Below are 26,372 nucleotides of genomic sequence, written 5' to 3'. Positions count from 1 at the left end.
ATGATCCCGGTCACCTCCTTCTCCGGCAAGACGGTCGCAGTGTTCGGGCTCGGCGGCTCCGGGCTTGCGAGCTGCCATGCGCTGAAGGCCGGTGGTGCGGAAGTGATCGCGGCTGACGACAGTGCCGACAACGTCGCCAAGGCCGCGCAGGCCGGCTTCACCACCGCGGATCTGCGTAACCTTTCGTGGGCGAATTTCGCCGCGCTGATCCTGACGCCCGGCGCGCCGCTGACCCATCCGGCGCCGCACTGGAGCGTGCTGAAGGCGCGCGATGCCGGCGTCGAGGTGATCGGCGACGTCGAATTGTTCTGCCGCGAGCGGCGCCGTCACGCGCCGAACGCGCCGTTCGTCGCCATCACCGGCACCAACGGCAAGTCGACCACCACGGCGCTGATCGCGCATCTGATGAAGGTCGCCGGCTACGACACCCAGATGGGCGGCAATATCGGCACCGCGATCCTGTCGCTGGAGCCGCCGCGGATGGGCCGCGTCCATGTCATCGAGATGTCGTCCTACCAGATCGACCTCGCGCCGTCGCTCGATCCCTCGGTCGGCATCCTGATCAATATCAGCGAGGACCACATCGATCGCCACGGCACGCTGGCGCATTACGCCGCGGTGAAGGAGCGGCTGGTCGCGGGCGTGCAGCAGGGCGGCACCGCGATCGTCGGCGTCGATGACGGCTGGTGCCGCGATATCGCCGATAGGCTCGATCGCGCCGGCAAGCGCGTGGTGCGCATCTCCGTCAAGAACCCGCTGCCCGACGGCCTCTATGTCGAGCACGAGACCATCGTGCGTGCATCGGGCGCAGCGCGCAGCGAGATCGCGCGCCTCGGCGGCATCGGTTCGCTGCGCGGCCTGCACAATGCGCAGAACGCGGCCTGCGCCTCGGCCTGTTCGCTCGCGATGGGGATTACGACCGACGTGCTGCAGAACGGCCTGCGCAGTTTTCCGGGTCTCGCGCATCGCATGGAGCAGGTCGGCCGCCGCGGCAACGTCTTGTTCGTCAACGACTCCAAAGGCACTAATGCGGATGCGGCCGCGCATGCGCTGTCGTCCTTCGCCGACATCTTCTGGATCGCTGGCGGCAAGCCGAAGGCCGGTGGCATCACGGGTCTCACCGGCTATTTCCCGCGCATCCGCAAGGCCTATCTGATCGGCGAGGCGGCAGCCGAGTTTTCCGGCACGCTCGGCGAGCGCGTGCCGCACGAAATGTCCGGCACGCTCGACGCCGCGATCGCCAGCGCCGCGCGCGATGCCGAGGTGTCGGGGCTCTCCGAGGCCGTCGTGCTGCTGTCGCCGGCCTGCGCCTCGTTCGACCAGTACCGCAATTTCGAAATCCGCGGCGCCGCCTTCCGCGACATCGTCCAGGCACTGCCCGGCGTCAAGCCGATGGTGTGACGTTTCCGACGTCGGAGGATGGGTAGAGCGCTGGCCGGACAGTATCGATGGGAATTGGTTTTTCTTCATCGTATGCGAGGTGAGCACGTCTCTCAGGCTCCCTCCCCCCTTGCGGGAGAGGGTGGGGAGAGGGGTGGCCGCGGGCTGAGCTGATTGTTGAACGCATCGCTCTTGCAACTTGTTCGCTTGCCTCGGCGACAAATGCGGAGAGAGTACGTCGTGTGGCACCCCTCTCCCTAACCCTCCCCCGCAAGGGGGAGGGAACCCTTCCGCCGGTGCCTCCCTTACGCGCCAATCACTGAGTTGCCCGACGGCGCAAGCCCCCGCAACAAAAACATTTCTATTTATCAGAACACTCGGTGTATGGTTCGCCCGTCTCACCCGATCGAGGGGCGCTTCGCGGTCGTCACGAACGCGGTGTGGGATGCGGTGGACGCCGAGCGTGTGACTGACGAGAGCGCGCGAAGCGGACGGCGAAGTCGTGTGGGCCTGTTGTCCAGAGCCCTTTGCGAATAAATAATGTTGGCTTTTCAATGCCTTGGAAAAGCGAAGGACCTGAGCTGGCAGGCTCAGGCCCCGAATAGGCCCCGGCTTAGTATATAAAGGCCCCTGAGCCCCTACGGCCCCGGCCTAGCGTATATGGCCCCAGCTGAGCCACGCTATCCCGCCTTGCGCTTCCGCTTGGCGCGGCTCTCCGCTGGCAGGTTCACCTGCCAGCTCTCGACTCATCTTCGTATCTGACCGAATTTTTTTCGGGCTGGATGCCAACGGATGCGCCTGGAATGCGGTGTCGGCTTTCGCCAACTGCGGACGTGCCGTCGCACACGTCCGGGGCAGCTATGTGCCACGAACGGACTCATACGGACGTCCCAGCAGGCGAGATCATCGCAACGATAGGGGCTCCGTCCCTCTCTCAATCGAAGGAAAGGGACTGGCCACCGATCTTAGCCTCAAAAGCCCGCAGCCGCTGATAGATCGAAATCAGTTCAACGATCGTGCTCCACGAATTGACGAGATACTGAAACGAGGTTCGCACTTGCGAAAACGCATTCAGAATCTGGTTCATCGAACCGAGCGTGATCTTGCCGGCCATGATCGTCGGTGCGAGCAGGAGGTAGGGAAAGACGACGTCGGTCTGCAGATAGACGATGCGGCCGATGTTGAAGTACATGAAGTTCAGGTAAAGCCGGAAGTAGTTCCTTCTGATATCACCAAACAGCACGCTCAATGTCGGTGGATCGGCACGGGCAGCTTCATCCTCACCGAGCACGAGCTCCTTGCGATAGGCCGCTTCAACCCGCTGGTTGAAAAATTCGATTGCCGGCAGGCGGATGCCGATCAGCGCGAGAACGCCAGTGCCGAGCACCGACCAGATCACGGCGGCGAACACCAGCGGATAGGGGATGACGCCAACCAGCGGCAGCTCCGTGATGTCGCCGGACAGCTTCATCAGAACCGGCAGGAAGGCCAAGAGCGTTAGCACGGCACTGATGAGATTGACACCGAGACCTTCCACGGTGGTCGCGAAGCGCATGGTGTCTTCCTGCACCCGCTGCGAGGCGCCTTCAATCGTGCGCAGCCGCGGCCAGTTGGTGACATAGAAATCGTTCATCGCGGTCCGCCAGCGGAAGATGTAGTGGCTCACGAAGAATCGCGTCACCACACCGACCGCGACCGCGACCACTGCGATGCCGGCAAAGGTCGACAATTCACCGTAGAACTGCTCGACCGTGACCGGCGTTGATTTTGAAAGCGCGGCCTGGACGAGGTTGTAGAACGGTCCATACCAACTGTTGATCGCGACGCTGACCTGGACCTGGAAGTAGGAGGTGAACAGGATCAGCGCCGAGCCGAGAATAGACCAATTCGCCCAGGGATGCGGCGCCAACACAATCCAGGCCGCCGCGAAGAGCGCGGCGCACAGGGCAAAATAGAGATCGAACCAGAGCGCCGGTGCCGCCCAGAACGTCGCCAGGCCGACCGGCTGTTCAGCCGCTTGGAAGAAATTTTTGGCAAAGCCATACCAAACCGCCATTGCCAGCGCCGTCCAGACAACTACCGACAGAAAGAACAGCTTGGGTCGGGGGAAAAATGAAACGAACATGTTTGGTATCCCGCTCGGGTCAGAGAATTTGCGGGCTTTCTTATAGAAGACCGAGCATGCAGGGGCCACCGTAGGCGGCATAAGCCAGATCATCCCAGCCAATCGAAACTAATCGGCTCTGGGCCGCAAGCCCCATCGGCTCAGAATATGAACGCTCGCCGTTTCATTGGCAGTTCCTTCTCATGCTGGCTCAGACTTGCCCGCCGAAGATGTTTGATTTGAGCTCTGAAATAGATTGCTGGGCGGTCGATGAGTCATTCGCGCCCGAATGCGGTCTCCGCGATACGTCCGGTTACCCCCGGATAACGACCGAATAGCGGACATTGCTCGACTTCTCAAATTTACCAGAAGCCGTTACGCAGAGTTGGCTGCGTAAAGAAGTTGGATGCCGTCATTCGCCCTCGACTGCGAGTTTGCAAAAAGGGATCGGATCCGATGCGCCCGGTAGCGTCCCTTGAGAGGGGCGGCCATCCGGCTGTTGGCTGACCGCATCGTTCGGCGGGAATATGCTGGCGTAGATCGCGCGAGCTTCTCGAATCAAACGAGCCCGCTCGATCTCGGATCTTTGAGTAAATCGAATGACGTCGCCCATTGCGCTCCTTGTGAATGCGCGTAAACGGACGTAGACCGAGAGGCTGCCCATTTGCTTCAAGTAACCATCGCATGCCGCCAGTTACGCGCAGCAGGCCTCAAAGCCTTGCTTGAGGATATTGATCGGCAGATCACGGCCGATAAAGACCAGACGGGTTTGACGCGGTTCGCTTAACTTCCAAGGGCGTTGGGGGCCGCCCTCGACTGCTTTAGCCCCCTAGCCAGCTTTGGGTAGTGGGTCAGTTTGAAAACTGCCCCCGAAAGATTTCGCTTGGTTAATTGAGGAAAGCGGTAGTGCTTAAACGGCGAACCAGGGCGACTTGACGCCCAAACGGCGGTCCAAATATCCGACCATCGATGGCGTCAAAAATTCGCTTTGGCTCAACCCGACTACTACGACCGACTTTGCGCCCACCGACAGTTTCGTGAGGGTGTGGACTCTTTTCGAAGCCGAAAATGGTGTCGATCTCGCTTCCCGCCATATGGCACTTACTGAGTGCCCCTTCCCGATGGCGTATCCGCCCGCGCCTTCCCGCCCTTCTTGCCTAGCGCCACCGCAGCCGGGTCTTTGCCCTCTTTCTCTGCGTAAGATCGCGATCGGGCGTCTCGCCAGTGGCGATATCAATGATTCGCTTGGCGAGCTGGTTGGGGTCCCTAGCCCAGCTTATTCACGTTCCCGATCACCATGCGGGCCTGCGCGGCCCGCGAGAACCGCGTCAGCGCCCCAGATCTGGCTTGTTCCTCTGTCCTGCTACAGAAGCGCGTTCTCCCAATCAGTCATTCCCGGCACCGGGCTCTTATCCGCGACGACTGGCGAGCGAAGCTGTCGCCGCCGGCAGATCCCAGAGTCTGTCCTGCGTATGCTTCAGTGGAGCCGCTAACGCCTCAAAGGCCGACCTCACGTCTGCATAGGCGGCCTCCTTCAAAGCGGCATCCGAGGGATCGATCTCGTTGTAGGCGGTCAGCGCCTCGGCATAGTTCTGATACAGGGGCATTTGGGCCTCGTTGGTCCAGCCGAGACCGAGATACTGGAACTGATCAGCCGGAACCGTGACGCGGCCTTTGTCCAGTTCCCGAACGTAGTCCGCCGACCAGTCGTGGATGGTATAGGATTCAAGTTTGTCCATCATCGACCGCCAGCGCTTGACGCGCTCCTCAAGCGGCATGTGGGCCGCCTTGGAAATTGCGGCCGCGATCTCTTCTGGACGGTTCGGATCCACCAGCAGCGCCTCGTCCTCGTTGAAGTCTTCAGCCGCACCCGCATACTTCGATAGTACCAGAACGCCGGGATCCCTCGGATCTTGTGCAGCAACATACTCCTTAGCGACAAGATTCATTCCATCACGCAACGGTGTCACGACGCCGACATGCGCCGCGCGGTAGAGGCGCGCGAGTGCAGCCTGGCTGAATGAGTCATTCCTGTAGTGGATCGGACTCCACTCGTCTGTGCCATGCTCGGCATTAACGTGGTTGATCGCGCTCTCCACGTCGTCTTTATATTTTTGATACTCTTCGACGTCGGCGCGTGAAGACGGCGCTATCTGCAACAGCGAGATGCTGTGCGGCTCGGCCGCTAAAAGCTGATTGAAAGCTTCGACCCGTTTGTCGATACCTTTCGTGTAGTCGAGTCGGTCTACGCCGATCGCAAACTTCGCTCCCTCGAAATTCTGCAATAATGACGAGATTTTTTCTTGCTCTGCGGGCGAGAGGTCTGCCGCAAGATACCCTGCGAACTGCTTGGGATCGATACCGATTGGGAATTTTCGAAGTCGCGTCTGACCACGCTCGGAGGTCACGACGCCATCCTTGCTCTCCAGGCCGAAATGGGTCTGGAGACAGGCCAGGAAATTGTTCAGATCCCGGTTCGTCTGAAAGCCGAGCAGATCGTACTTCAGCATCGACGTCATCAGTTCGCGATGGTGTGGTACGCGCTCTATCATGTCAGGCGCCGGCCATGGCGTATGTAGGAAAAAGCCGGTTGGCCGCTCAATGCCGAGCTTATGCAGATCGGCACCGAGCGGAAGCAAATGATAATCATGCACCCAGAATGCGTCCCGATCCCGCAAATCGAACGCCGCACGTGCCATAAAGTCGTTGATCTTTCGATAGCTGCCATAATCCTCTTCCGAGCCCGACATCCGGTCCGGTAGGGAGTGCAATGCCGGCCACAACGTCGAATTCGAAAAACCTCGATAATAGCCAGGATAGTCGGCGGCGGGCAGATCGAGCCTCGCCACATCGCCTGCACCGGTCTTCACGAGCGGGAGGGGCTGCTCGGTCCCGTCGCCGCGCTTCTCCGAGGAGCCCATCCAGACCGCGCCGGAACGTTCCACAACCGGCTCGAGGGCCGCGGCAAGCCCGCCGGTCTGGGGCTTACTGGGGTCGAAGGGCGCGACGCGGTTCGAAACGACAACAAGCTTCATGTCGGGTTGCTGGTTTACCGTATCGAGGCGATCCTCCACGTCAACCGAGACAACAGCATGGGAAGGACCTGCATCGGCTTGTTGCTCCCGCTCCAGCGGTATCTCATCCAGGTGCAGGTCGAACGCCGCTTGGCCAGTGGTTTCATCTTGCTGAGTGGCGTGTGATGTGCTGCCGGAAACCGATGCTGCCGCGTCGAGCGTGTCATGGATACGAACCACTTTGTAACTCCGTTTGACGATGGTAACTCCGTTTGACGATGTTTTCCGTTTGATGCAGTTGCAGATCAATAGCTCTAGCTTTCAGGAAGCTGACCAGTCGCGGAGCCAAATAGGGACATCGGTACTCCTATGCAGGACTGCGGCGCGATGGTGGCATAGGCGCCGGCATGTCGGATTGTAAGACGACAGCGTTTGACTTCATCGCCTTTATGAACGCACGCAGGATCGTTGCCGTCATCGGGCGGTCTTGGTGAGGCCATGATGGTCGCGCCGATCATCATTTGTCATTCCGTTTCCAGCGTCTCGATCATCGTGGATGGATGCGCTTTTGAATTTCGGCGACGCCCAATAATGGACGGCCATCTCATGACTCTCAAGGAGGTGACCGCGACTGCAACGTTCATACCGAGATGCGCCCCGGTCAACTACCAATCCTAGTAGCCGGAATCAGAGCTGAGTGATACGGCGGCCTTTGAAGGGGCGTTGACGAACCTTTTTCTTGGTCCAGACGAAGGGCTCGGCTTTGTCGTTGTCCGCGTTGACGTAGGCATCGATGTGTTCCTGAAGCTGCGTTTTGAATGAGCCGCGATGATCTTTCCGGTGGCGACTTCGAGCGCCGCAAACAATGTCGTAGTGCCATGCCGCTTGTAATCGTGGCTCTGGCCGGTCAAGGCGCGGCCATTGGGCAACTTCAGATAACCCTGCGCTCGCTCTAAAGCTTGGATCGAGGGCTTCTCGTCCACGCATAGCACAATGGCCTTCGCGGGCGGGGCGACGTAGAGGCCAACAACATCGGCGGCTTTGGCCGTAAAGTTCGGGTCGTTGCTCTTGCACCAGGACTTGCGAGCCGCAAGGTCAATCTTGTGGCTACGCAGGAACCGCCAGACATATTGGACATCAACATCGCCCAGCGCCTCGGCCAGCAGCGGGCCAGTCCAGCGCGCAAACCCCTGCGGTGGCGGCTTATGCAGCAGCTTCAGAATCCGCTTGTCGGTGGCCTTCGTATAGATCGGCTGCTTGCCGGGCCGCGGCTTGTCGTGCAGTCCTTCAAGGCCATGATCGGCATAGCGGTGTCGCCAAAGGCTGACAATCCGCGGCTGGACTCCGACTTCTTTGGCGATCGAGCGGGTGCTGCGCCCGTCCGCCGCCAACAGAACTATCCGCGCCCGCTTCAAATCGCGCTGCAGCGTCACCGGCGAGCGACAGCACGCCTCAAGAACCTTGCGGTCTCTCCGCGAAAGGTGGACTTCTCTTGCTTCGGGGATCATCCATATCTTGAATCGCGACTCACGTTCCAAGAAAAGTGGGTACTAGTTAGCCCCCCTGGCCAGCTTTGGCCCTCCGCTCGGCCCGCTTGCGGCGGCTCTCGGCTGGCAGGCTTCCCTGCCATAGCTCGATCTCATCTTCATACCAGACCAGTTTTTTCGGGCTGATGTAATGCGCACTTGGAAACTCCTCGTTCTTGACCATGCGCTTCAGCGTTGACTTGCCGACCGGCACCAGCTCCAGCACCTGATCCATCGTGAGCATCCGCCGCGCTCCCTTCTTTACGTCGTCCATTTCCAGCACCTCGCGCTCCTTTCCCTCTGCGCTCTCTACGTGCCCCAGGCGACTGCTTTCCTCCTTCACTGCAAAAGACTCATCAGCTTATGCAGGCACCAGCTCCATTGCCTTGTCGTACATCGTCTGCAGCTCGGCGACGGCATCAGGCCCGTCGCGCTCGGCCATCTCGCGCAGGACCGGCAGGCCGCTATCGATGCTGGCGATCACCTCGGCGCGGGTCGCGGCGCGGCCCTCGGCGACGAACTCGACGCGCTCGGGATCGCCGACATTGAACAGCGCGCCACCGTGGCCATCCCTGCAGATCGTGTAGCGCAGCGTCGTCCAGATCAGCGTCACGCCCGGATTCCTGCGCAGCATCAGGCCAGCAGGTTCAAGATGCTCGGGCACGTCCTTCTCGTTGCGGCGCATCTTCGGCTGCGTCAGGAATGGACAGGCCCGCACCGCGTAGAGCGCGCAGCCCCGATGGCTCGGCGGCTCGGCGCTGACGCGATTGACGGCGCACATCGGGCCGATCACGAAGCACATGAACTTGCCGAGCGGCTCGCCGCAAAGCCAGCAGCGCTTGTGCCACACGCAGATCACCATCTTCTCGCCATCGAAGCCGCGAAACTCGGGCTCGCCGTTGACGTAGGGCACGAAGTACGGCACCGGGAATCCCTGATCGTTGACCGGCAAATGCCGCATCCGATCCGGCAGCTCAAGATGCCGGATGCGCTGGTTCAGCTCGCGCCTCATCGCTCACCGCCATTGCTCTGCCGGTCGAGCGCTCGCAACAGCGTGATGATCTGCTCAAATCCCAGCTTGCCGATGCCATCCAGCTTGCGCAGCCGGTGCGGCCCCACCGCCTTCAGCTGCTCGATGGTCGTGATGCCAGCGTTATCGAGCACGTGCAGCACGCGGGTCGGCAGCTCCAGCTCGTTGCGCTGCTCCAGTGCTTCTTCCTTCCACCATGCACCGCTGGCGGTGGCGCGCTCAGCGAGTGCCGACAATGGCGTGGCGGTGGTGCTCTGCTCGCTCATGGTTTCCTCCATTTCAGTGATCCACATATGGTTGCCGGTCACGGCTGCATCTTGCTGCGCATGCGCTCTTCCCACTCTGCAGCCGTGCGCGGCAACCCGACTCGCTCGGTGGGGCACTCCTGCTCATTGAGCAGCAGCGTTTCGAGGCGCTTGAACATATCGAACAGCTCGGCATTGCCGCCCATGTCGGGATGCAGCCGCGCAAGAATCTTGACGTAGGTGCGGCGATCCATCAGACCCTTGCGAGAAACGATGACGCGATCAGCCAGTGCCTCGCGCTCCTTCAGGCGCGGCCAGATATTTTCGAGCAGCTGCTGATACCGCTCCGTGACGCGGCACTCAAAGTCTGCCTCCAGCTGGCGCGAGAGACTGGCAAGCCTTTTCTGCTCTGCCAGCGCGCTGGGATCAGCCGCTTCGGCCTTCGCCTCGCGGCGCACCTGCTCGCGCTCAATGATATGACGCACCTGCCGCTTGCCGATCCCGGTTTGCTTGGCGATCTCGGCGCTGGTCTTGTCTTGATCGGCGAGCGCGATTACGACCGGCTCGGCATAGTGCCGCTTCGGCGCGTGATACCGCTTACTCGTCGGCGTTTTGCGCGCCTTGCCGTCCTTGCCGGTGCGCTTTCCAACTGTCCCATCTGGTACAGTTGCTCTCTTACGCGCTCTGCTGACCGTCATGGTGCCGACGCCGAGATCAGCGGCGATGGCGCGGTCGGATTTTTCCGGGTGAGCCTTGACCGCTTCCTCTGCTCGGTCTCCCGGCGATACGTAAGGTGCCCCGCATCGGCAGCTGCCTTCGCCGGGAGCACCACATGCAGAGCAGATCAGTTTGGCGCGGATCGGCAGCGGGACTACTCTCTCGGAATTGCTCATTTGCCCTCTGGAAGGTTGGCCGGGGTATAGATCACCCCGGCCCCTTTTGCTGTCACTCGGCGGCTTGGGCCCGTACCTGATCCCGCTCGTCGCGGAGGCGGCGGCGCTCTTCGCTCAATTCGTTTCGAGTGCAGTGATGATCACGCTGCAGCTTGCGGAACGCCTTGAGATATTCCTCCATGTTCCGCGATGCGATCTCGGGCTGGTCTGCGACAGCATCTCGCAACAGGCGAGATGCCTCGAAGTCGTCAAACTTGCAGCGGCCTTCGACCGAGTCCTCATCATCGCCTGCTGAGATCAGCGCAAGAAACTTTTCGTTCTCCAGCGCCAGCTTCCTGAAAACCGGCAGGAGCTGATGGTACAGCTTTGGTTGCGCCTGCTGCTTCGCGCGGGCGACCCAACCTGCAGCAGTCGTCGGCAGGGTTGAGTGGAGTTTAGCAATATCTCCAGTCATTCTGGTTCTCCCTTCCTTGGTTATGTCCCAGCCCTGATTTCACTCACCGCCATAGAGCCGTCTGCGATCCGCCAGGCGCAGCTGCTGCTCGTTTTCCAGCTTCTTTTCGATCTCGCCGAAGTCGAGCTGCCGCATCGATTCCTCGATGGGCGCAAGGCTCTCCAAGAACATCTTCGCATCGGCCGACAGCAGGCCCATGCCGATCACCTGCGTGCGCAGATCGAGCGCTTGCTTCTCAATCTTGGTGATCGCCGCCTTGGTCATCGCGTCGATGGATGACTTGGCCACGCGGCGCAGCTCGGCGCGACGGCTTGACAGCATATTCTCGCCGCGCCCCTGCCAGCTCGCGCTGATCGACGGCGCGAATGTCGGCGGGATGCCGAGCGCCTTGCATCGCTTGGCGATGGTGGCCTGCGATTCCTGCACCACGCGCTGCGCTTCCTGCGTCGCCTTTTGCCAGACTTCGTCCTGATCGAAGGTGTAGACCGTCGCCATCTGCCGCTCGAAATCGGCCATGCAGGCCGCCGCCTGCTCCTCGGCATGCGCCCGCAGCACCTTGGTGCGGTCCTTGATGATCATCGAGAGGTCGTGGGTCTCGTGGCGGCTCAGCTTGCGCGGCTCTTCGGTCATTTGGCCCGCTCCGTGGCGAGGTTGGCGTTGCCCTTGTCGAGATACGCCCTGATGATCCGGCGCAGCAGCTCGGGCCGCTTGATCCTGCTCAGCGTCGCGAGCAGCTCCAGCTGCTCATAGTCGTGGTCATCGAGCGCGGCGACAATCTTCCGCCTCATGGACTCGACCTCTCATGGTTGCGCCAGCAGCCGTTTGGCGTTGGCGATTTGCGCTTTGCTGGCCTTGCCGGCCGCCAAGGCCTGCAGGGCTGCGCGCAGCTTCAGTAGCTGCTGCGCGTCCTTGATCTCGATCAGCGCGATCAGGCGCGGATTCCTTTCGGCGGCCAGCCGCTCAAGGCAGTGCCAGACGCTCATCTTCTTCTTGATCGTGCTGCCGCGCCTCATGCCGCGCGATCCTCGCCCAGCTTGTCGATCTCTTGCGCCAATTTGGAATTGACCTCGTCGCCGCGCGCAGCTTCAGCCCGCGCCGCAGCGCCGAGCACATGCAGGACGGTGATGTCATGCCTGAGTTTGGCCGCGCGTTCGAGCACGAGCTGTTCGACCGCCTTGTTGTTTTGCCGGGAATGTTCAAGCTGGCTGACCCAATCGGTGGCCAGCTGATCGACGGACTTGATCATCTGATCGTGCGATTGCTGATCGAAGGGCTGTATCTTTGCCTTGACCAGCTCCTGCACGCGGATCGACGGCTCATCGGCGCGTGCCGCCAGCCGCTCCAGGTCGCGCAGCATCAGCTCGGCGGTCTCTTCGCTGGGATCATGCTGGACGCCATTCATCTCCGTCATCGAGGTCTCCTCCGTTGGGTTTTGGTTTTCGATCCTTCGGCCCGCCGCCCTCTCAGGGCTGGGGCGCAGTGTTAGGACGGCGAGCCTTCGGACCAACCGCAGCCGCGCGTGATACGGTCACGCAGGCTGCAGCGATAGCATTGCCGCCAAGCGATCCTTCTCGGCAGGGTCGGCAATTCGTGCGAGCAGTTTCGTGTTGATCACTTCCTTCGCCTCATCCCAGAACTCGTGCAGTTCGTGATCCTTCATGTTCCTGCGCGACATCGAATTGATGGCGACCACCTCGCGGCCCAGCAGCTCGCCGAGCAGTTGGAAATTGCCGGTCGCGACCAGCAGCTCGGCGCGCACTCGCTCTGGTGTGGTGCGCAGCGCCTTGGCCAGATCGTTGATGGTGGCCATGATGCGGCGGTGCTCGATCATGTCCCGGTCATGGAGAGCCTCGATCTCGATCACCTGCGTGGTGATCGGCTCGCCGCTGGTCTGGCTTCGATGAAACTCCCGCGCTGCGGCGTCGAACGGTTCAAGGCCAACAGGCGTCAGCACCCACCTCATTTTGTCAGCTCCTCATGCTTGGCTTCGATGTTCTTTTCGAACAGGCGGAATAGCTGCGGCTTCGTCTCCTTCAGCTTCAGCAGCAAGTCCTGATTCAGCAGCCGCCACTCGTCCCACTCGGCGATGCTCCTGCAGTGTTTGAGATAGCGCTGCAGCGGCTCGATGAAGGCGGCCCACGTCTGGCCCTCGTGCATTTCCAGCCTGAAGGGATCGACGTGGTCCACGACCTCGCCAGTGTGCGGATCGGTCAGCTCATCCATCGAGCGCGGCGCTGGCGCTGGCGCTGGCGGGCGATAAGAGCCGCCAGCGCGGTTGCCGTCGTCGTCATCGCCGATGGCAAGATTGAACATCATGATCTCCAGTGCACGCTTGCCGTAGGAGATCGCGGACATCGTCGCGTGCGTGCGGGTCATCATGTCCTGCCCGCGAATGCCCTGCGTGACGATGGGCATGTCTACCTGGAAGCGGCGCTGGGCCATCCCGTTCGACAGCATCCCGACGACCCGGATCACGTTCGGCTCGCCCATCGGCTCGGTGTTGAACTGGATGCCAAAGCCGTGGCCGGTATAGATCGGACGAATTTCGCCATCGAGCCGCGCGAAGGTGGCATAGCGCGACTTGGTTTGCTGATTGTTGGCGTTGGTCGAGATCACGCTCATCTCGGCTTCGGCCTTCGACAGCGCCTCGTTGAACAGCTGATCGGCACTTCGCTGCTGGCTGGCCTCCTGCATCGCGACCAAGCGCTCCAGCTTGTCCACGTCGAAATTCGGGTCCATCGCGGCGCGTTCGATCACGCTGTGATAGTCCCTCGTGGCTTGCAGCTGATTGTTCATGCGGCTCTCCTCGTGATCGACAGCACGCCTTTGCGGCTGCGGGTGATCTGGAAGTCGCCAGCGAAGACCTTGCCGACATCATCGGGGACGAGATCGCGGGCGGCCTTGCCCATCTCATCGTGCAGCTTGGCGGCGGCGGCCGTGCTGTCATATTCGGCAAGTTAGAGCAGCAGCTCGCTGCTCCAGTTGGTCGGCTCGGCGATGATATCGAGCGTGCGCCAGCGCTCGGGCGGCGGCGGCGCTGGCGGGATCGGATAAGGCGGCGTCAGGGTGCGTAAGCAGTTCAGGAAGATGCCCGCGCGCCGCATCAGCTCGACGGCGTAATCGGCGTCATGTGCCATCTCGAAGTCGATAGGCTCGTTGGTGCCCTGTGCGACAACCAGCACGACTTTGCTGGCCCCGGTGCAGAGCCGCTGCAGCATGGTCTGCGGATAGTATGCGGGGAGATACTCGTCCCTGTGCCGCTGCGGCGACAGAAACTTCACCTCGATGATGGCGTCATCGGCGGCGCGATAGCCGTCCAGCTTGGCGCATACGTCCGCGATCTCGGGATGGTAAACCACTTCGCCGCGCCGCGTGATCGGGCTGCTATGTTCTTCGAGCCAGTCAAGCACGAGGGCTTCCATATGAGCGCCAGCTCGCATCGCCCAGTTCGGCGGATCAGGCGAATCGAGCGCGGCCCTCATGCGATAATGCTTGATCCAGTCGGCTTCGCTGCCATGCATCACCACATTGGCGCTGGTGCCAGTGAAGCGGCCGATCTGGTAGTCGAACTCAGACATAGGGACGCCTCCCCGCAAGTGCAGGTTGAGGTACGCTATAAGCCGGATGGCTTCCGTGTTGTGCGCCGCAGGCTGTTGCTCTGCGATTGGATTATAGTTTTTGTCCTCCCACCTGCTGCGGCGTCCCGTATCTACGTGCAGCGAGGTTCAGCGCATTGTGATTTCGCGCAGAAAAATTTGTTGCGTCAAGAGGCAGCCGCGATTCTTTTCGAGCGCGGCGCTGTCACTTTTCGCATACAAAAAAATAGTTTGCGGCGACCTGAGCTGATGTGGACCTAGCTGAACTTATCTGGCCTCAGCCTTGCGCTCGCGTGCGGCCAATGAAGACCGGCTCGCGCATTTGACTGAAATATAATTTGAAGCCCAGCATGCCGCCATCATGACGCGGCCTCTACAACCACTCTGGTCATTCAACGATGTTGTCGATGCGCTCGGCGGCCCTGTGGCTGTCGGTCGCATCACCGGCCAGACGTGCGCCGCTGTCTGCAATTGGCGCAGGTATCGCGGACTCTTCCCGAGCAAATATTATTTTTGTATGCGCGCCGCGCTCGCGGACGAAGGCTACTTTGCGCCGATCTCGCTCTGGGGCTTCTACGGCACAACGGAAAACAACAACGAACAGGCCGCTTGATGAAGCGCGGAGGGAGCCGCCATGCGCCAACTATCGCTGTTCAAGGGCAAGAGGCAACGAGGCATCGCGCCGCCGCCGCCGCTGGAGTTCGCAACGCACGCTACGCTCGCTGACATCTGCAAGCGCTGGATTAACCCGCATTGGAAGTTCACGCACTTGCCGATCGGCGAAGCGCGCGAGCATCGCGTTGATCCACGCACCGGCAGGCGATACTCGCTGAGCGGTCAGCGACTGCAGCGCATGGGCGCGATGCCAGGCTGGCCGGATTTTATTTTCGTCGGCCCCAACGCGCACGTGTTCTGGCTGGAGCTGAAGCGCTTCAAGACGGGGCGCGTGTCGGAAGATCAGAGTGAAGTGCTGGCGCATCTCGTCGCCTGTGGCTTCGCGGTGCTCGTCACCAGCTCGCTCGATGATGCCGTCGCCACCCTGAAGCAAGCCGGAATCTTGCGCTCGAGGTTCGAGGTGCACTGATGGTGGCGCTCTCGACGCAATCGAAGGCGCATCCGCGCGCTGTGCGCGGGCGCGATCTCTATGAGACCCCATCGGTTGCCGTTTATGCCCTGCTGAGCGTCGAGAAATTGCCGCGCCGCATCTGGGAGCCCGCAGACGGCAACGGTGCGATCAGCCGCGTGCTGCGCCGAGCTGGCCATCGCGTAGCGACCAGCGACATCGCGCGAGGCCGCGACTTCCTGATCAGCGAGCGCATGCCGAAGCTGACGCGCGGCATCGTGACGAATCCGCCATTCCAGATCGCAGCGCGCTTCGCCGCGCATGCCATCGAGCTGAGCCCTTACGTCGCTATGCTGATGCGGCTCGGCTTCCTTGAGGCTGGCCATCCCTGCCACGCAGCTGGCCGAGCACGGATGTTCTGTCTCGATGAGCAGCCGCCCGCGCGAGTCTACGTCTTCCGCCAGCGCCTGCCGATGATGCATCGGGCTGGCTGGAAGGGCCGCCGCGCCGTGAGCGCGATGGCCTTCTGCTGGATCGTCTGGGATCGCCGCCATCGAGGGCCGACGCTGCTCTCGCGCATTTCGTGGGAGGGGCGAGCATGACGCAGTTGGCGAAATACGATGCGATGTGCCGCGCAATCGGTGCCGCTTACAAGGTCGATGAAGTCAAAGCGATCCGCGACAGGGCGGTGGCGCTAGAGCACTATTCGCGCCAGGCGCACAACACCGAGGCTGAGCGACAGGCCTGCGAGATACGCCTGCGCGCCGAGCGCAAAGCTGGCGAGTTGCTGCGCAAGCTGCCGAAGGCGAAGGGCGGCCAGCCCAGCAAAAAGAACCGCTACCCCGAGGGCAGCAGTTCTTTGAAAGCCAACGGCATCACCCACAAGCAGTCCGCCAACTGGCAAAAGCTGGCGGCGATTCCCGAGAAGCAATTCGAGGCTGCGCTGACCGATCAGACGCAGATGCCGACCACCAACGGCATCATCCGCGCCACCGAGCCGCCGAAGATCACGCCAGTCGCCAAGGAAGCGCTGTGGTTATGGGGTCGGCTGATGGATTTCGCCCGCGACGATGGGCTGCTGCACCGCCATCCGGAAGACATTCTCGAAACCATGACGCCCGACATGCTGGACGATGTTCACACCCTCGCGCCGCGCGTCGCTGCGTGGCTCAAACGAATAGGAGCAACCGATGGCACCTGAGGCGCAAGTACTGATCAACATTATCGTCCGCATCATCGACCAACGCCGCAGCGAGACTAGCATCAGCCCGAGCTGGGTTGCGACCGAGGCGATGCTTGAACTTGATCCGAAGAAAGTAGCGCCGATGCTTGTGCAGCTGGGTTGCCATCTGGAGCTGCGCCAGATTGCCCGCTCAGTGTTGCGCGATCTTTTCGAGGACGGCGGCAAGGCGAACGACGACGACGATGAGGGATCACGTCAGCATGCGCTGTTTCCAGACCTGCAGTGGCGTTACCCGAAAGTGCGTACCGCGGGAAAAAATGAAGAGCCTGTCTATGTGAGGCTCGAAGAGCTGTCTGCTGCCGATATCGCCTTCAATGTCTCCCGCCTTCGCAGCGAGGCATTGGCCAAGCTGGCCCATGCCGATGCACTGGAGCGATACGGTCGCGTGGTCCGCAAGAAGGGAGGGCCGCATGCAGCGCCGCATCCTGCCGCAGCGCCGTAGCTGCGAGACTTTCGAGATCAGCTTCGGCGGTCTCGCCAAGAGCCACACCATCACGCTCGGCTTCTACGATGACGGCGCGCTTGGTGAGGTCTTCATCAACGGCGGCAAATCCGGCGAGCAAGTCGAAGCGATAGCGCGCGACGGCGCTGTGCTGCTCAGCCTTGGCACTGCAGTACGGGGCCGAGCTGGCCAACATCAGGAGCGCGATCACGCGCGATAGCAAGGCGCGTCGACATCGGTCGTCGGCGCGGTCGTCGATCAGCTGGAGGGCGACGCATGATCACTGCCCACGACAAGCTGCAATGCGCCGAACGCGAGCTGAAATATCGCCGCCGAATTTATCTGCGGCTGGTCGAGCGCGGCAAGATCGCGCAAGCGCTGGCGAATCGCGAGCTGGAGCTGATGGACGCCATTGCCGAGGACTATCGCAAGCAGGTCGCGCAGGAACGGCTGGTGTGACTGCTTACTACAACGAGATCGATGCCTATGCCGCAGGATGGCTGCGCAATCTCATCAACGAACGGCTCATCGCCGACGGCGAAGTCGATACACGATCAATTGTCGATGTTCGACCTGCCGACCTTGCCGGATTCGACCCATGCCATTTCTTCGCAGGCATCGGCGGATGGTCGCTCGCCCTGCGAGGAGCGCGATGGCCTGACGCTCGACCTGTTTGGACAGGAAGTTGCCCCTGCCAGCCGTTCTCGCTCATCGGCAAGCAGGCTGGATAGGCAGACCCACGGCACCTTTGGCCGACTTGGGCTCGGCTCATCGGCGAGCGACGACCTGCAACGGTCTTTGGCGAACAACTTGCGACCGCTCCTCGCTGGCTCCGACTTGTGCGAGGTGATCTGGAAGCGCTGGGTTACGCCGTGGGGGCGCTCCCTGTCGAGGCCGCATGCGCGGGTGCGGAGCAGCTGCGCGACCGATACTGGTTCGTGGGCCTTCTGGTCAACGGCATCGAACAGAGACTGGAAGGATACACCGGGCATGTCGATCAAGCGCGAGCGGAATCGCAAGCGGCTCGATCAATTGCCCCGGCAAGTGTTCAATTCGGGAGTGATCAGTTCGATCTCGCGCACTGTCGCATCGACGGGAAAGTGCGGCGCGTTAAATCCGGACTTCGTCTCGTGGCTGATGGGATTCCCGCCCGCGTGGATAAGCTGCGCGCCCTCGGTAACGCCATTGATCACCGACCAGCGAGCGCTTTCATCCGCGCTGCCATGCAAGCAATTGGGGGTGAGCCATGACAGCTGAACAGCTCGCCCAGGCGCTCGGGGCCGTGCGATCCGGCAGGCAATGGAAGTGCCGCTGCGTCGCGCATGAGGATCGCAACCCGAGCATGATCATCTTCGATGGCCACGAGAGCGTGCAGGTCCGATGCTTGGCGGGCTGCGAACCCGTAGACATAATTGTTGTGCTTCGCTCGCGCGGGCTTTGGTCTTCATCGGATATGTCTGAACCTCATCGAGAACAAAAACCAGTTTCACGTGAAACGCTTAGCGATCAGCGCGAGCATCGCATGCGCATGCTGGCGCGCTGCGCTTTCGATGATGCGCAGCCGATCAGGGGCACGCTCGCACAAAGCTATTTCGAGAGCCGCGATCTCTGGTCAGTGGCGATGGAGATCGAGGACATTCGGTTTCATCCGGCTTGCCCGCGCGAAAGTGGCGAGCATCCTGCGGTGGTGATCGCGATGCGCTCGATCTCAAGCCGCGCGGTCACCGCAGTTCAGCGGCTGTTTCTGGATCGCCAAGGCCGCAAGATCGGCAAGGGCATGATGCTCGGCACCTGCAGCGGCGCTGCGATGCAGCTGCAGCCGAAGATCGGCAGCACGCTGCATATCGCCGAAGGGCCGGAGACCGCGCTTGCCTGCATCGCGATGGATCACGCGCCGACATGGGCGCTTGGCTCGACATCGCTGATCCAGACCTTCCCGGTGATCGGCGACATCGACCGGCTGGTGATCTGGGCCGATCATGATCCGCTGCAGAAGATCGGCGGCATCTGGTGCAGGCCCGGACACAAGGCCGCTGGCGTTTGCATGGATCGCTGGCTGAAAGCCGGAAAGCAAGTCGAAGTCGAAACACCGAAGCGAGAGGGCTGGGACGAAGCCGATGTCTGGAGCGCTCGCTGTGCCAGACTTTGAGGATGAGGATCACAAGACGCTCTCGCCAGCGGACATCATCGTGCCGTTCGATGATGCGCGCCGCAAGCGCGGTCGCGCCGAGGAAGGCGAGCAGCAGCGCGTCGTCATCATTGCGGCGCCGTACATCTGGACCGATCCTGCGAACATCCCGCTGCGCGAATGGCTCTACGGAAGGCTGCTGGTGCGGCGATTTCTCACCGTGACCATTGCGCCAGGCGGCATCGGCAAGTCATCCCTGATCGCTGCAGAAGCCTTGGCGATGGTCTCTGGCCGCGATCTGCTCGGCGTGCTGCCGGTGCGCAGGCTCAAGGTCTGGCTGTGGAATCTCGAAGACCCGCAGGAGGAGACCACGCGCAAGATACAGGCGGCGGCGAAGCATTATCACCTGACGGTGGATGACATCAGCGACCGGCTGTTCGTCAATTCGGGCCGCGATCATGCGCTGGTGATCGCCAAGGAGATTCGCGGCGGCACGATCATCCTGCGGCCCGTGATCGAGAACCTCGTGCAGCAGCTCAGGGAGCACGGCATCGATGTGCTGGAGGTCGATCCGTTCGTCAGCTGCCATGAGGTTTCCGAGAACGACAATTCAGCCATCGACATGATCGCGAAGGAATGGAGCCGGGTCGCCGAGCTGGCCAACTGCGCCATCCATCTCGTGCATCATACCCGCAAGGCTCCAGCGGGCACCGAGGTGACGACCGATTCGAGCCGGGGAGCCAAGGCGCTCACCGATGCGGCGCGCGTGGCGAGGGCGCTCAACCAGATGAGCGAGGAGGACGGCGCGAAGGCTGGTGTCGAGAATCATCGGCTGTTCTTCCGCGCTTTCAACGACAAGGCGAATCTTGCGCCGCCCGTGGTCGCTTCGGACTGGTTCCGGCTCGCAAGCGTCTGGCTGGAGAACGGCCCCGCGGGCGGCGACAGCGTCGGCGTCGTCACGCATTGGGAATGGCCCGATCCGCTCACCGGCGTGACCGGCAGCGACTTCGATCAGGTCGCCATCGTGATCCGTGGCGGGACGTGGCGCGAGAACCCGCGCTCGACCGATTGGGTCGGCGTCGCTGTCGCAAAGGCGCTCGATCTCAGCACCGCCGACAAGACCGACCGCGCCAAGATCATCGGCCTGCTCAAGGTGTGGGTTTCGTCCGGTTCCCTGACGGTAGTCGAGCGCCTGGACGAGCAGCGGCGCAGCCGAAAATTCGTGGAGGTTTCTGATGTGGAACCGTGACTTTGCTCCAGTCAATGCGACTGGAGCACGACTGGAGCAACCACTGGAGCAGCGCACTTGCTCCAGTGCTCCAGTCACTCACCCCTAAAGGGGTGAGCTGACTAGCTACGCGACTGGAGCAGTGGAGCCCCAAGTGCGCCCCGGCGACTGGAGCGGATGGAACCGAGGAGGACGAGATGCAGCAAGCAGCGATCAGGATCAACGAAGAAGAGTTCCAGCCCGAGCTGCTGGACGAGGTTCCGCCGCGATGGAACGGCCCGCATGTCGGCCGCCGACTGTGCGACGCGATGCGGACCTTGGCGATGCTGCCGATGGGCGGCGGCGGATCGGCGGCGTGGCCAGCCTACTGCTACGAGTGGGACGACCTGCTGGCGCAGCAGGCGCAGGGCGAGCTGGAGCGGACGCAGGCGCTGCAGAACCGAATCCGGCTGCTGCCTTCAAGCCGCGAGGTGCAGCGCATGGAAGCCGCGATCTGCTGGCCCGCCGAGTACCTCGCGCCGCTGGCGCATCTCCTGCGCGCTGTCAACGCGGTGGCGCTGGCGCACTCGCTGGACCGCGACAGCGGATGGATCGCAGCCAAGCGCGGCGGCTATGCCGACACATGGCGCGAGCGCCACGATCAGGGCTGCGACATCATCGCGCGAGGCCTGCGCAGTTGCCGCGTGTCGGTGTTCTGAGGGGGCCCGCGCATGGTCGAAGTCCTCGCCCAGATCAGAGCACCGAAGCCGAGGCAGTTCGTCGCTGGCCTCGTGCTCTGGGATGACATCGTGGTCGAGGCTGCGCCGATCCTGCACTTCATGAAGCGCGGCAGGTGGACGCGCAGCAGGGTCCGCGAGCATTGCCAGCTCAAGGGCTGGCGGGTGTCGGTCGTCTACGAAATGAAGGGGGCGTATCAGCGATGTTGAGCACGCCGCAAGGTCTGCGATGGCAACTCGCCGAACAACCGTCGATAAGCGCCAGCAAATCTGCCGAGTTCGATAAAGCCATGCTCGATTGCAACATCCTTGATCGTCGCGTCAGGCCCGCCCGTCAGCAGCACAGTGTGCACGTCACCGAGCCGCTTGCGGCGCATGAAAGCAATCGGCGAGATGCCAACCACCTCGTTGAAAGCTCGATGCAGCGTTCGACGGCCCACGCTGAAGTGCGCGCAAAGTTCGGAAATGTGGATGGGTCTGGAGCCTGCATCAATCATGTAGCGGTCCACCTCCCGCACCAGCTTTGCTGCCGCGAGCACCCGCGCACCCCTATAGCGGACGGTGTCGCGCACGGGCGCGGTCACCAGCTCCAGAATGTTGCGCTTGAAAAAATCGGCGGCGTCAACCGACAGCTTCGGCCCATGTTCAGTGAGCGCAGCCAATATCATCGACATCTGTTTGACGTTGGCAGCAGTCGTCGCCCGATCACTGGCCAGCATCGTAGTCGGCTGGTGCCACGCCGCGACATCCTGCGCACCGGGTTGGGTGGCGAGAAACGCGAACAGCTCGTCCGGCGCGACGAGCGTCGTTGCATAATGGTTGCCGTTGATGAAGCGCGAATAGAGTTCCTGGTCGGGCGCGATCACAATGAGATCGCCCGGTGTCGCCTCGAAATGCTGCAGCAAGGCCGAGCTGCCGAGCAGCATGCCGAAAGTCCATCGGTTCGTGCTGAGAACGCCGCGCTGACGCACGCCGCGCGTGAAGGAGCCAGTCGAGATGCCGACCGAGCCAACCGACAGGTGAGCCAGCGTCCCGGCCATCTCGCCTTGCCCAAGCTGCACGATGTCCATTGGTGTTGGCGCATCTTGCACGGCGTTGCGCAGCACTTCGAAGTCGGCAAACTCAAGTTGCTGCTGAACCCTGACAATTCCACCCGAACTCAACAATTCCACCCCGAACTCAAGCGTCGTCATCGCAGAATTTCTTAGATGAGCGGATTGGGGCGATTTCTCAGATGCGTGAACGTGATCGGTGTCACATTGTGCACATTGCCGTTTTTTCCCGATGAAATATTTTTGATCTGCGCTGTTCTGTCACAAACCGCATAAGATCGAGGCACCCGATGGCACTGATGCTGCCGAGAGGAGCTGTGCGGGAATATCTGGCGATCTACGGTGTGGTCGCGATCTATGTTGCCGCGCTGCCTGCAGGTGCTTTCGTCTCATGCTCGCGCGATCTGCTGCACAGCCTGCTGGCCTTGCGCCGCAGATGGCCCGCATTGCAGATCACCTGCGCGTACTGGGTGAAGGATAAAACCGACGCGAGGCTGATCTGCCGCGAGGTCAACGCCAGCCTTTCGCGAGGCGACGATGGCCTGCTGGTAGCCACCGCCAGGACCGCGCAGCGCAAGGTCGAGAACGTCGCCGCGCATATGGGCATTGCGCTTACCGAGCACGACACCGTGCTCGCGCGGGCGCGCACGGCGGTCGCATACATCGAGCAGCGGATCGCGCAGGCGCAAGCCGCAGGCGAGCTGGCGTGGTTCAATTCGGCCTATCGCGCGTGGCGGCTGGAAGCCAAGCAGCAAGGGCGCGGCATGTCCTATGCCGAGGCTCGAGCCCGCCTGCGACAAAATATTTTTCGACAGATTTTGACCAATGAGGTCCAGACAGGTCCACATCACATCTTCCCGCCGCTGCCGGGAATTGATTTTCCAGTTCCAGAGTGATCTCTTCACGCGCGCAGGTGCGGCTCGAAGTGTGACTCGCCCCTGTGTCCAGACGCTACACAACATTGCTTTCACCGGCTTCACACTGAGGCCGGTTTTTTTGTGGAGGCGCGGCATGTCGATCCTGATCTCGTTTCTGGGCCTGCTGCTCTATCTCGCGATCATCTTCGTGGTCGCCTATGCGATGCGCTGGCTGATCACCGGCTTCCTCGGCTGGAGCATCGATCCGATGGTCTACAAATGGGCGCAGATCATCGTTGGCCTGCTGTGCATCATCGCCATCGTGACGTGGCTCGCTGGCGTGCTGGGCCTGGGCGGTTGCCTGCCGCACTTTTGGGCCTACCGATAGGAAGCAGTCGCGGTTCGATGCGCTGCCGCCAGCTGAGCCGCCACCACCGGACATTTGCAAGGGCTGCTGAACCGAGATGATCCAGCTTGTTGTCGTTGCCGCGCTGCGCCTCGTCTCGTTCCATGGCCCTGATGGGTATCCGGTCGAGATCAACCCGGATCAGGTGACCAGCCTGCGCGGCGCTCGCGAAGGCGATCAGCAGAGCAAGTTCTTCACCAGCGAAGTCCGCTGCATGATCGGCCTTACCGATGGCAAGTTCGTCAGCGTGTCAGAGAGCTGCGAGGAGGTCCGCAGCAAGCTGGCGGCCCCGCGCTGAAGCCCCATCGGGTGCCGCTAAGGGCGCCACACGCCATTGATACAGCGACGCTATTTGCGTGGAAGTTAGTTCTATTGCGAGTGAACGGGGCGCAAGGAGAGCCAGATCAGGCCGTTTCGGCCCGGTCGGGGCCTTCCGGTAGTCCGAATTTGACCATGCATTCGCATCGTTCGTGCCCCGAATGCGATCTAACCAATTGAAACCATGGGGGAATAATATGCCACGGGCCGGGGGGGAGGATCGCTAACCGTTGGCGAGACGGGTCCGAGCGCTGGCGGCGCTCCAAAATTAGCGCCTGCACATTCAGAAAACGCTCAAGGACGAAAGTTCTCCGCCTGCAAATTCGGCAATACGATCATGGGGTTGTTCCGAAAATACCGCTCCGAACCTGACGCAGTTAGGCGGAAGCGGTCCAGGCTAACTTATTGATCAAAACGGCCCTTTTCATCGGTACCCCGTTGCCGGGTGGAAGATCCTTCTTAACGCCAAAACCGCAGCATTTTCAGGGGCTTGACCATGGGAGCCGGAATGCAGCAGTCGAGCAAAAAGGGCGTTTTTCCCGACAAAAACAGCCATTTCGGAGCGTCCGAAATAGCCCGGAACTGGCCTGCGGATCAGGTATCGCGCCGCCCGATCCGCGAGCTGGTGCCCAATGCCCGCAACGCGCGACTGCATTCCGAGGAGCAGATCGAGCAGATCGCGGCCTCGATCAGCGAGTGGGGCTGGACCATCCCGGTGCTGATCGATGAAGCCGGGACGATCATCGCTGGCCACGGGAGAGTGCTGGCTGCGGAGCAGTTGGGCATCGATCAGGTGCCGACGATGGTAGCTCACGGCTGGTCAGATGCGCAGAAGCGGGCCTATCTGATCGCCGACAACAAGCTGACCGAGAACGGCAAGTGGGACGATGCGCTGCTGCGCGTCGAATTGAACGACCTCGCCTCGCTCGGCCTCGCCGATCTGACTGGCTTCAGCGAGACCGAGCTGCGCGAGATGGGCATAGGCGTCGAAGGCCTTGGCGGCATGCCGATTATCAGCGACGGCGAGCGCTCGCCCTTCCAGCAGATGACCTTCATCCTGCACGAGACGCAGGCCGAGCTGGTCGCGAAGGCGATAGAGCGCGCGTCGGCGATCCTCGGACCGCCGAGCGAGGCCTCGGAAAACAAAAACCAGAACGGCAACGCGCTGGCGGAAATTTGCCGCGCGTACCAGGACGACCGATGACCGAAACCACCAGATTTGAAATTGCAAAGCTGGAGCTGCGCGAGGGCGACCGACTGGTCGTGAAATGCGATCAGGTGCTGAGCCGCGAGCAGGCCAGATGGATCGAGGATCACTTCCGCAAGCTGATCCCCGAGAGCGTCGGCCTCATCGTGCTCGGCGCGGGCATGACCCTTGAAGTGCTGCGGCGCGAATGACCAGCGCGAAAGAGATCGAGGTCCGCCCCATCGCCAAGCGCGATGCTGACGCGCTGATCCGGCGCGTCCATTACAGCTGCAAGGTCGTTCGCAATTCGAAGCTGTCGCTCGGCGTCTTCCTGCACGGCATGCTGGAGGGCGCGATGCAATTCGGGCCCAGCCTGCAGAAGTCGAACATCGTGCATCTGGTCCGCGATACCGGCTGGAACGGCTTCCTCGAATTGAACCGGCTCGCCTTCACCGATGCGCTGCCGCGCAATTCGGAAAGCCGCGCGCTCGGCATCGCGCTGCGCATGATCAGGAAGAACTACCCGCATATCGAATGGATCATCAGCTTCGCCGATGCCTGCCAATGCGGCGACGGCACGATCTATCGCGCGGCGGGCTTCCTGCTCACCGCGATCAAGATCAACAAGGACCTGCACATCGCCGAGGACGGCAGCATCATTCACAAGATGAGCCAGATCACCGGGCGCAATAAGCTGCAGCATCTGGCGGCGACGGGCGGGCGATGGCGCGGCACCGGCCCGACGCTCGAAGGCCACACGCTGCGCTACATCTATTTTCTCAATCCGGCAGCTCGCGCTCGCCTCGTCGGCGAGCCGCTGCCCTACAGCGCAATCGAGGCGCGCGGCGCAACCATGTATCGCGGCGTGCGTGGGAAGCAGGCGATGGCTGGCTCCAACCGGCACAGCGACGGCGCAGCACCGATCCCCACGCTCCAGCGACAGAGAGGAATGGAAAATGAAACCCGGCAAGCGACCGCTACCGACGCATCTGAAGCTGCTGCGCGGGAATCCAGGCCAGCGCAAGCTGCACGATGAGCCGCAGCCCGAGCAGCTGCCGGATGTCCCCGAGCCGCCGACCTTCATCACCGGCTATGCCGCCGATGAGTGGTGGATCACCGCGACCGAGCTGCATCGGCTCGGCCTGCTGACGAAAGTCGATGTCCCCGCGCTCGCCTGCTACTGCCACGCTTTCGGGCAATGGCGGATGGCCTCGGAATCGCTGGCGCGGATGCAGAGCAATGATCCGCTGATGAACGGCATGATCATCAAGACCAAGTACGGCGATGCCGCCGTCAATCCGCTGGTCTCCATCGTGCGCAAGCATGCGGGCGATGTGGTGCGCTTCGCCGCCGAGTTCGGCCTGACGCCAGCGGCGCGCAGCCGCATCAGCGCGGGCTCGCAGGCTACCAATTCGCAGAGCAAATTTGCAGGACTCATCGCAGGCTAAGCGCGACAGGGCTCGCGCAACGGCGGTCATCAAGTTTATCGAG

At 61.8% G+C, this 26,372-nt stretch carries 37 protein-coding genes and 2 pseudogenes; 21 read left to right on the top strand and 18 right to left on the bottom strand.

The features are described from left to right. Positions 1-1,401, top strand: coding sequence for a UDP-N-acetylmuramoyl-L-alanine--D-glutamate ligase (gene murD / locus G6P99_RS34435; RefSeq protein ID WP_029078908.1), 1,401 nt, complete (start codon positions 1-3; stop codon positions 1,399-1,401). Between the two features lie 913 nt (positions 1,402-2,314). On the opposite strand, the gene sbmA is transcribed toward murD, so the two are convergent. The 17 genes and pseudogenes from sbmA to G6P99_RS34350 form a co-directional block, all read right to left on the bottom strand. After that, positions 2,315-3,505 carry a peptide antibiotic transporter SbmA gene (sbmA, locus tag G6P99_RS34430; protein ID WP_029078764.1) on the bottom strand — a complete coding sequence of 397 codons (1,191 nt, stop codon included), beginning with the start codon at positions 3,503-3,505 and terminating at the stop codon, positions 2,315-2,317. A 391-nt stretch (positions 3,506-3,896) separates the two neighbouring features. Then, complete coding sequence (locus G6P99_RS34425; RefSeq protein WP_084518314.1) at positions 3,897-4,097, bottom strand: hypothetical protein; 201 nt, start codon at positions 4,095-4,097, stop codon at positions 3,897-3,899. An 81-nt stretch (positions 4,098-4,178) separates the two neighbouring features. After that, a pseudogene (locus G6P99_RS34420) lies at positions 4,179-4,301 on the bottom strand (GTP-binding protein); the annotation flags it as partial. A 592-nt stretch (positions 4,302-4,893) separates the two neighbouring features. After that, positions 4,894-6,738: an alpha,alpha-trehalose-phosphate synthase (UDP-forming) gene (locus G6P99_RS34415; RefSeq protein WP_165125197.1), complete on the bottom strand. Its 1,845-nt coding sequence runs from the start codon at positions 6,736-6,738 to the stop codon at positions 4,894-4,896. A 447-nt stretch (positions 6,739-7,185) separates the two neighbouring features. Then, positions 7,186-8,006 (bottom strand): annotated as a pseudogene (locus G6P99_RS34410) (IS630 family transposase). 46 nt (positions 8,007-8,052) lie between these two features. Next, positions 8,053-8,367, bottom strand: a complete 315-nt coding sequence (locus G6P99_RS34405) for a helix-turn-helix transcriptional regulator (RefSeq protein WP_035978766.1) — start codon at positions 8,365-8,367, stop codon at positions 8,053-8,055. A gap of 18 nt (positions 8,368-8,385) precedes the next feature. After that, positions 8,386-9,036, bottom strand: coding sequence for a hypothetical protein (locus G6P99_RS34400; RefSeq protein WP_246709698.1), 651 nt, complete (start codon positions 9,034-9,036; stop codon positions 8,386-8,388). Next, positions 9,033-9,362, bottom strand: a complete 330-nt coding sequence (locus G6P99_RS34395) for a DNA-directed RNA polymerase subunit alpha C-terminal domain-containing protein (RefSeq protein WP_165125194.1) — start codon at positions 9,360-9,362, stop codon at positions 9,033-9,035. Before G6P99_RS34395 ends, G6P99_RS34400 begins: the two co-directional genes overlap by 4 nt. Beyond that, entirely contained in the window at positions 9,359-10,192 is an 834-nt protein-coding gene (locus G6P99_RS34390) for a hypothetical protein (RefSeq protein WP_165125191.1), read from the bottom strand. The genes G6P99_RS34395 and G6P99_RS34390 overlap by 4 nt, the downstream gene beginning before the upstream one ends. Before the next feature lie 52 nt (positions 10,193-10,244). Then, the gene (locus G6P99_RS34385) at positions 10,245-10,646 is read right to left on the bottom strand and encodes a hypothetical protein (protein ID WP_165125188.1); all 402 of its coding nucleotides are present in this window, start codon (positions 10,644-10,646) and stop codon (positions 10,245-10,247) included. A 39-nt stretch (positions 10,647-10,685) separates the two neighbouring features. Further along, a complete protein-coding gene (locus G6P99_RS34380) occupies positions 10,686-11,276 on the bottom strand; it encodes a hypothetical protein (RefSeq protein ID WP_165125185.1) in 591 nt (196 codons plus the stop codon). Then, positions 11,273-11,434 carry a ribbon-helix-helix protein, CopG family gene (locus G6P99_RS34375; RefSeq protein WP_165125182.1) on the bottom strand — a complete coding sequence of 54 codons (162 nt, stop codon included), beginning with the start codon at positions 11,432-11,434 and terminating at the stop codon, positions 11,273-11,275. Before G6P99_RS34375 ends, G6P99_RS34380 begins: the two co-directional genes overlap by 4 nt. Positions 11,435-11,446: 12 nt before the next feature. Continuing rightward, positions 11,447-11,629 (bottom strand): hypothetical protein, encoded by a 183-nt coding sequence (locus G6P99_RS34370; RefSeq protein WP_334261812.1) that lies wholly within the window; start codon positions 11,627-11,629, stop codon positions 11,447-11,449. A gap of 26 nt (positions 11,630-11,655) precedes the next feature. Further along, positions 11,656-12,003 carry a hypothetical protein gene (locus G6P99_RS34365; protein WP_165125176.1) on the bottom strand — a complete coding sequence of 116 codons (348 nt, stop codon included), beginning with the start codon at positions 12,001-12,003 and terminating at the stop codon, positions 11,656-11,658. A gap of 171 nt (positions 12,004-12,174) precedes the next feature. Further along, a complete protein-coding gene (locus tag G6P99_RS34360; protein ID WP_165125174.1) occupies positions 12,175-12,609 on the bottom strand; it encodes a hypothetical protein in 435 nt (144 codons plus the stop codon). Next, positions 12,606-13,442, bottom strand: a complete 837-nt coding sequence (locus tag G6P99_RS34355) for an ERF family protein (RefSeq protein WP_165125173.1) — start codon at positions 13,440-13,442, stop codon at positions 12,606-12,608. Before G6P99_RS34355 ends, G6P99_RS34360 begins: the two co-directional genes overlap by 4 nt. 161 nt (positions 13,443-13,603) lie before the next feature. After that, positions 13,604-14,224, bottom strand: a complete 621-nt coding sequence (locus G6P99_RS34350) for a YqaJ viral recombinase family protein (RefSeq protein WP_165125171.1) — start codon at positions 14,222-14,224, stop codon at positions 13,604-13,606. Between the two features lie 379 nt (positions 14,225-14,603). Between G6P99_RS34350 and G6P99_RS34345 the strand changes: the two genes are divergently transcribed. The 13 genes from G6P99_RS34345 to G6P99_RS34285 all read left to right on the top strand — a co-directional run bounded on the left by G6P99_RS34345 (position 14,604) and on the right by G6P99_RS34285 (position 21,272). Continuing rightward, positions 14,604-14,855, top strand: a complete 252-nt coding sequence (locus G6P99_RS34345) for a hypothetical protein (protein ID WP_165125169.1) — start codon at positions 14,604-14,606, stop codon at positions 14,853-14,855. A 156-nt stretch (positions 14,856-15,011) separates the two neighbouring features. After that, positions 15,012-15,326 carry a hypothetical protein gene (locus G6P99_RS34340; RefSeq protein WP_165125167.1) on the top strand — a complete coding sequence of 105 codons (315 nt, stop codon included), beginning with the start codon at positions 15,012-15,014 and terminating at the stop codon, positions 15,324-15,326. Next, positions 15,326-15,907: a class I SAM-dependent methyltransferase gene (locus tag G6P99_RS34335; protein ID WP_165125165.1), complete on the top strand. Its 582-nt coding sequence runs from the start codon at positions 15,326-15,328 to the stop codon at positions 15,905-15,907. The genes G6P99_RS34340 and G6P99_RS34335 overlap by 1 nt, the downstream gene beginning before the upstream one ends. Beyond that, positions 15,904-16,506, top strand: coding sequence for a hypothetical protein (locus tag G6P99_RS34330; RefSeq protein ID WP_165125164.1), 603 nt, complete (start codon positions 15,904-15,906; stop codon positions 16,504-16,506). Before G6P99_RS34335 ends, G6P99_RS34330 begins: the two co-directional genes overlap by 4 nt. Then, positions 16,496-16,990: a hypothetical protein gene (locus G6P99_RS34325; protein WP_246709696.1), complete on the top strand. Its 495-nt coding sequence runs from the start codon at positions 16,496-16,498 to the stop codon at positions 16,988-16,990. The genes G6P99_RS34330 and G6P99_RS34325 overlap by 11 nt, the downstream gene beginning before the upstream one ends. After that, the gene (locus G6P99_RS34320; protein WP_165125162.1) at positions 16,959-17,210 is read left to right on the top strand and encodes a hypothetical protein; all 252 of its coding nucleotides are present in this window, start codon (positions 16,959-16,961) and stop codon (positions 17,208-17,210) included. Before G6P99_RS34325 ends, G6P99_RS34320 begins: the two co-directional genes overlap by 32 nt. 56 nt (positions 17,211-17,266) lie before the next feature. Next, a complete protein-coding gene (locus G6P99_RS34315; RefSeq protein ID WP_165125159.1) occupies positions 17,267-17,449 on the top strand; it encodes a hypothetical protein in 183 nt (60 codons plus the stop codon). Further along, positions 17,446-17,721: a hypothetical protein gene (locus G6P99_RS34310; protein ID WP_246709695.1), complete on the top strand. Its 276-nt coding sequence runs from the start codon at positions 17,446-17,448 to the stop codon at positions 17,719-17,721. The genes G6P99_RS34315 and G6P99_RS34310 overlap by 4 nt, the downstream gene beginning before the upstream one ends. 259 nt (positions 17,722-17,980) lie before the next feature. Further along, positions 17,981-18,247: a hypothetical protein gene (locus G6P99_RS34305; protein ID WP_234622333.1), complete on the top strand. Its 267-nt coding sequence runs from the start codon at positions 17,981-17,983 to the stop codon at positions 18,245-18,247. Positions 18,248-18,512: 265 nt separating this feature from the next. Next, on the top strand, positions 18,513-19,139 hold the full coding sequence (locus G6P99_RS34300) for a DUF7146 domain-containing protein (protein ID WP_165125156.1): 627 nt from the start codon (positions 18,513-18,515) through the stop codon (positions 19,137-19,139). After that, entirely contained in the window at positions 19,126-20,367 is a 1,242-nt protein-coding gene (locus G6P99_RS34295) for an AAA family ATPase (protein ID WP_165125153.1), read from the top strand. The genes G6P99_RS34300 and G6P99_RS34295 overlap by 14 nt, the downstream gene beginning before the upstream one ends. Before the next feature lie 176 nt (positions 20,368-20,543). Beyond that, a complete protein-coding gene (locus tag G6P99_RS34290; protein ID WP_165125150.1) occupies positions 20,544-21,044 on the top strand; it encodes a hypothetical protein in 501 nt (166 codons plus the stop codon). A gap of 12 nt (positions 21,045-21,056) precedes the next feature. Continuing rightward, entirely contained in the window at positions 21,057-21,272 is a 216-nt protein-coding gene (locus tag G6P99_RS34285; RefSeq protein ID WP_165125148.1) for a hypothetical protein, read from the top strand. Here the strand turns inward: G6P99_RS34285 and G6P99_RS34280 are convergent. Continuing rightward, positions 21,260-22,255: an AraC family transcriptional regulator gene (locus G6P99_RS34280; protein ID WP_165125145.1), complete on the bottom strand. Its 996-nt coding sequence runs from the start codon at positions 22,253-22,255 to the stop codon at positions 21,260-21,262. The genes G6P99_RS34285 and G6P99_RS34280 overlap by 13 nt on opposite strands. A gap of 149 nt (positions 22,256-22,404) precedes the next feature. Between G6P99_RS34280 and G6P99_RS34275 the strand changes: the two genes are divergently transcribed. The 7 genes from G6P99_RS34275 to G6P99_RS34245 all read left to right on the top strand — a co-directional run bounded on the left by G6P99_RS34275 (position 22,405) and on the right by G6P99_RS34245 (position 26,329). After that, positions 22,405-23,010 (top strand): hypothetical protein, encoded by a 606-nt coding sequence (locus G6P99_RS34275; RefSeq protein ID WP_165125142.1) that lies wholly within the window; start codon positions 22,405-22,407, stop codon positions 23,008-23,010. A gap of 115 nt (positions 23,011-23,125) precedes the next feature. After that, a complete protein-coding gene (locus G6P99_RS34270) occupies positions 23,126-23,359 on the top strand; it encodes a hypothetical protein (RefSeq protein WP_165125139.1) in 234 nt (77 codons plus the stop codon). Positions 23,360-23,435: 76 nt separating this feature from the next. After that, positions 23,436-23,675: a hypothetical protein gene (locus tag G6P99_RS34265; RefSeq protein WP_165125136.1), complete on the top strand. Its 240-nt coding sequence runs from the start codon at positions 23,436-23,438 to the stop codon at positions 23,673-23,675. Positions 23,676-24,203: 528 nt separating this feature from the next. Beyond that, positions 24,204-24,899 (top strand): ParB/Srx family N-terminal domain-containing protein, encoded by a 696-nt coding sequence (locus G6P99_RS34260; protein WP_165125133.1) that lies wholly within the window; start codon positions 24,204-24,206, stop codon positions 24,897-24,899. Then, positions 24,896-25,093, top strand: a complete 198-nt coding sequence (locus G6P99_RS34255; RefSeq protein ID WP_165125131.1) for a hypothetical protein — start codon at positions 24,896-24,898, stop codon at positions 25,091-25,093. Before G6P99_RS34260 ends, G6P99_RS34255 begins: the two co-directional genes overlap by 4 nt. Then, the gene (locus tag G6P99_RS34250) at positions 25,090-25,917 is read left to right on the top strand and encodes a hypothetical protein (protein ID WP_205751528.1); all 828 of its coding nucleotides are present in this window, start codon (positions 25,090-25,092) and stop codon (positions 25,915-25,917) included. Before G6P99_RS34255 ends, G6P99_RS34250 begins: the two co-directional genes overlap by 4 nt. Beyond that, entirely contained in the window at positions 25,838-26,329 is a 492-nt protein-coding gene (locus tag G6P99_RS34245) for a phage terminase small subunit P27 family (RefSeq protein WP_165125129.1), read from the top strand. The genes G6P99_RS34250 and G6P99_RS34245 overlap by 80 nt, the downstream gene beginning before the upstream one ends. The last annotated feature ends 43 nt before the right edge of the window (positions 26,330-26,372 follow it).

It is taken from the genome of Bradyrhizobium sp. 6(2017), assembly GCF_011058295.2.
GTDB classification, from domain to species: domain Bacteria; phylum Pseudomonadota; class Alphaproteobacteria; order Rhizobiales; family Xanthobacteraceae; genus Bradyrhizobium; species Bradyrhizobium septentrionale.
Note: the sequence above shows the minus strand (reverse complement) of the source record. Positions and strands in the feature narration are given on the sequence as shown.